Annotated in this window: 4 protein-coding genes; all 4 read right to left on the reverse strand. The window is 76.2% G+C overall.

What is annotated here, in order from left to right; all coding sequences use genetic code 11:
• Window positions 1–60: 60 nt before the first annotated feature.
• Entirely contained in the window at window positions 61–543 is a 483-nt protein-coding gene (locus tag F6X68_RS30940; RefSeq protein WP_121395268.1) for a UDP-N-acetylglucosamine--LPS N-acetylglucosamine transferase, read from the reverse strand.
• A 226-nt stretch (window positions 544–769) separates the two neighbouring features.
• Window positions 770–2029, reverse strand: coding sequence for a hypothetical protein (locus F6X68_RS30945; RefSeq protein ID WP_151457567.1), 1260 nt, complete (start codon window positions 2027–2029; stop codon window positions 770–772).
• Window positions 2026–2928, reverse strand: a complete 903-nt coding sequence (locus F6X68_RS30950; protein ID WP_151457568.1) for a sulfotransferase domain-containing protein — start codon at window positions 2926–2928, stop codon at window positions 2026–2028. The genes F6X68_RS30945 and F6X68_RS30950 overlap by 4 nt, the downstream gene beginning before the upstream one ends.
• A 7-nt stretch (window positions 2929–2935) precedes the next feature.
• Window positions 2936–4464 (reverse strand): lipopolysaccharide biosynthesis protein (locus F6X68_RS30955; protein WP_151457569.1); only part of this gene is annotated, 1529 nt, incomplete at its 5' end.

Below are 4464 nucleotides of genomic sequence, written 5' to 3' on the forward strand. Positions count from 1 at the left end.
GTATAAGTGACAGGCCGGGGGCGACGCGGTGGACGGGGGTGGTTCCGGTGCTCTCGGCGCTCACAGCAGGGTCCCCACGACGGTGGCCTCCGGGTACTGGCGGCGCTGCTCGTCCCACTGCACGAGCATCGCGGAGAGGAACGGCCGGCAGAGCCGGGCGGTCAGGGTCGGGGTGTCGATGCGGTCGTACACCTCGATGTAGACGGTCGGCACGCGCCGGAGCCGGGCCAGCACCACGAACGGGACGGCCACCCCGGCGCCGGTGGTCACCACCGCGGCGACCCGGCGCGACCGCAGCACCCGCCAGGCGAGTACGGCGTTGCGCAGCAGGTTCGGCACGTTGCGGGTGGTCGGGTGGTGCGCCGGGACGAGTTCCTCGCCGGCCAGCAGCGAGAGCGCCTCGGGTGTGTCGAAGGTGACCCAGCACCGCCGCCAGCGTTCGTACCACGGGCGCAGGGCGAGCAGTTGGGCCAGGTGGCCGCCGCTGGAGCCCACCAGGAGCAGGACTCCGGGCTCGCCGGCATCCTCGGTCGTCGTTTCCACGCGACTCCCCACAAGTTCGCTTGGATGTTCGGTGGTCGCCACGCGACAGCAGATCACACGTCCCCCGGCTGGTGAAATAGGGCGACCGGGCGACAGATCGATCTCCGCGGGTGGCGGATCGGGTGCGCCGCGGCGACCATCGGTATCGACGGTCGTCACGACCTGGAGCTTCTTCGTCACTATCCGGAGTCGACGGTGGCCCGCAGACTCCGGCGTTTTCGGTGGATCAGCCGCTATGTCGTTTCTCGATGACGTCCAGCAGGGCGGGATGCAGCGCCGCGTTCCAGCCCGCGCCCGCGTCGGCGAGGCGCCAGGTGCGCAGCCACATCTCCAGCAGGTAGGCGTCGGCCACCAGCCGCCGGGCCGCCGGCCCGAGCCCGAGGTCGGTGCCGTACCGGTCGAGGTGGGCGTCGACGGCCCGCGCCGCCGCCGCGGCCGGCTCGCCCCGCAGCACCAGGGCCCGCTGGAACGCGTCGTGCGCCAGGTCGAAGCCGAGCGGCACGTCCGGACCGCTGTGCTCCCAGTCCCAGGCGACGAGGCGGCCGGCGTGCACGCCGAGGTTCCAGGGCACCCAGTCGCCGTGCCAGTGCCCGAACTCGACGGTCGTGTCGCCGTGCCGGCCGGTCAGGGCGGCGACGGCGGCGACCGCCCGGGCCCCGTCCGGCGTGCCGGCGGCGGCGCGCCCGGCCTCGGCGGCGAGCCGGGCCAGGAACGCCGACCCGGCCACGGGGCGCGGTGGCGCCGGCGGGCGGCCCCGGCGGGCCACGGCCAGCAGGGCCGCGATCCGCGGCGGTTCGCCGGTCGACACGCCCCGCACGGCCGGTGGCAGCGGCTCGACCAGCGCGACGACCTGCCCGGCGGCCGTCGTCTCGGTCAGCAGCCGGGGCGCCGCCGGATGGTCGGGCACGCCGGTCAGCGCCGGCAACTCCCGCAGGGCCGCCGCCTCGGCGGTCACCAGCGCCCGGGTCGCCCCGTTCCAGCCGATCTTCGCGTAGCCGAGGGCCCGGCCGTCCGGGCCGAACAGTTGCAGGGTGGGCTTGTGGTTCGGGTCCGGCGGGCGGACCCCGCAGGCCGCGTACACCGCCGGTCTCCCGAGCGCGGCGCCCAGCCGCCCGGCCAGCAGCGCCTCGTCGGCCGCGACGCCCTCGGGCAGCGACACCGTCAGCCGGGGGAACGGGGCCAGGTCGACCGCGCCGACCCGCGCCAGCGTGCCGAGCCCGGCCCGCACGGCCCGCACCTTCGGCGGGCGCAACGCGTTGTACGCCAGCAGCGAGGCGGCCGTGGCCCGGGGCGCGCCGAGCGGCAGCAGGAAGCGGGCCCGGGCGAGCGACGGGACGACGGCGTACCGGGCGACGGCGCGGTGCCCGGGCGGCGGCGGGGCGCCCACGGTCAGGGCGATCCGCTCGTCGCCGAACACCGCCCGGGTGACCCAGCCCAGCCCGTCGGTGCGCGAGCGCGGGTCGGCGGCGGTGGCCCGCGCCGTCACGGGGCCTGGTCCGGCCAGTCGAGCTCCAGCCCCAACCGCTGCCGCAACGCGTCGTTGTACGGGCGGTAGTACTCGGTCAGCTCGGCGCGCACCGCCGGCTCCAGCGGCGACGAGCGGCGGTCGTTGTAGACCTTGAAGTCGGGCAGGTCGTGCGGGGGCAGGCCGAGGAAGTCCAGCGTCCGGCGGTAGGTGGACCGGGCGTCGCGGTAGAGGTCCTCGCTGGGCAGGAAGAGGATCTGCTGCCGGTCGAAGCGCTCCAGCCACGGCTCCAGGTGCTCCAGGTAGCGGCCCCGGGCCCGGTAGGTGTACCAGTCGTACGGCTCGCTGAAGTACTCCGGCTCGGCGATCAGCCGCTCCCGCTCCCCCGCCGTACGCTCCTGCTCGGCCGCCAACGCGGCGGCGAAGTCGAGCGGCTCGATGCCGTGCGTGCGCCGCTCCTTCCAGTGCGAGTACGCCCGCTCCACCGGGTCGCGCAGCAGCACGATCAGCCGCACCGACGGCATCAGCGCCGCGACCCGCTGCGCCGCGAGGGGGTGGAACATGTACAGCGGCGCCGCCTCGCCGACGCGTACCGGCCCGCCGTGGCGCTTCTCCAGCGCCTCCCGGTGGCGCTGGGTGGGAAAGTGCGAGCGGTACCAGGCCTCGCCCCGACGCCAGTGCTCCTCGAAGTAGTGCGAGGACTTGGTGTTCCAGGCCGGGAAGAGCCGGGGCACCAGCGGGTGCTGGATCAGGTAGTTCCACAGCGAGGTGGTGCCGCCCCGCTTGGTGCCGATGATGAGGAAGTCCGGCAGCGGTCGCCGGTCGCTGGTCCGTACCCCGTAGTCGACGAGCGACTCCCGCACCCGCTCCGTCACCTGGGTCGGTACGAGCTGCTTCACCCGGTCTCGGATGGACGGCACGACGACCTCACCTGCCCTTCGATTCCTCCGGGGCGCGCCCGGTGGCGGCCGGGGCCGCCTCCTGCCGCCCACGAACCTGCACCATGGTCACCCGGATGCGGTGCCGCACCCGGGGCAACGTCAACAAGCCGACGCAGCCGGCGGCCAGCACGCCCAGGGCCACGGCCAGGCCGCCGATCCCCCGGCCGCCGGCCAGCACCCCGACCGTCGCCGCGGCCCCGACCCCGGCGACGGTGGCCGCCCCGGCCCGCAGCATCGCCGCGTCGACCAGCGGCTGGCCGACCACGGCCCGGGCGCAGCCGACCGCCGTGAGGTTCTCGGTGGCGATGCCGAGCGCCCAGGCCAGCGCCGCCCCCGTCGCGCCGTGCGCCGGGATCAGCCACAGGCCGAGGGAGACCGTGACCAGCAGCCCGGCCAGCGTGGCGGCCAGGTGCAGCCCGCTGCGCCCGCCCATCAGCAGCAGGCTCTGCACGTTGCCGACCCCGGTGTTGACCAGCATGGCCAGCGCCAGCACGGTCATCGCGGGGGCGCCGGCGGTGAACTCGGGCCCGAAGAGCTGGAGGAAGGCCAGCCCGAAGACGGCGAGCAGCAGGTAGACCGGCCAGGACAGCACCAGCCCCCACGTGGTCAACTGCCGGTGCACGGCCGCCGCCGCGGCCCGGTCCCCGCGCCCGAGCAGCCGGGACAGCTGCGGTGACACCGCCACCCGCAGCCCCTGCATGGCCAGTTGGCCGGCGAGGATGTAGCGCCCGACGGCGCCGAACACGCCGGCGTCGGCCGGCCCGGCGAGCACCGACGTGAGCAGCACGCCCACCCACATGTTGCCGGCGTCGATGGCGGCCGACGCGGCCCTGGGCAGCGCGAAGCGCCAGAACGCCGACCAGTCGTCCGGCGCGGGCCGCAGCGCCGCGCCCCGACCGACGCCGAGCGGGCCGGCCACCAGCGTCAGGCAGGCCAGCAGGGCGAGCGCCGCCGGCACCAGCCAGCCGGTCATGCCGGCCAGCAGGCCACCGCCGGCCAGGGCCGCCGCGCCGACCAGCACGGGCCGGGCCACCGGCAGCAGGAAGAACTGCACCCCGACGTACGCCCGGATCGGGCGCACGCAGCGCAGCGCGGCGAGCAGCAGCGTCATCGCCACCACCACCGGCACCGCGGCGAAGCTGGCCGTCAGCAGGGCCGCGCCGTCGACGCCGGAGCCGCCGAGCAGGCGCGGGGCGAGCGCGTCGGCGGCGAGCACCCCGCCCACGGCGACGGCGACCGCGACCAGCAGCGGCGGGACCAGCGCCACCGGGAGCACCCGGGCGGCGTCGCCGCGCGCACCGAGGCGCCGGCGGGGCAGCGCCCACATCAGCCCGGTCTCCGCGCCGAGGGTGCACACGGCGGTGGCGACGGTGACCACACCGATCGCGGCGAAGAACGCCCCGGAGCCGACCGTGCCGTAGCCGCGGGTGATGACCACCGCGAGCAGGAAGCCGAAGAGGCCGCTGGTGGCCGCGCCGACCAGCCCGGCCACGCCGCTGCGGACGCTGCGGCGGG

This window comes from Micromonospora sp. AMSO12t (assembly GCF_008806585.1).
Classification (GTDB): Bacteria; Actinomycetota; Actinomycetes; order Mycobacteriales; family Micromonosporaceae; genus Micromonospora; species Micromonospora reichwaldensis.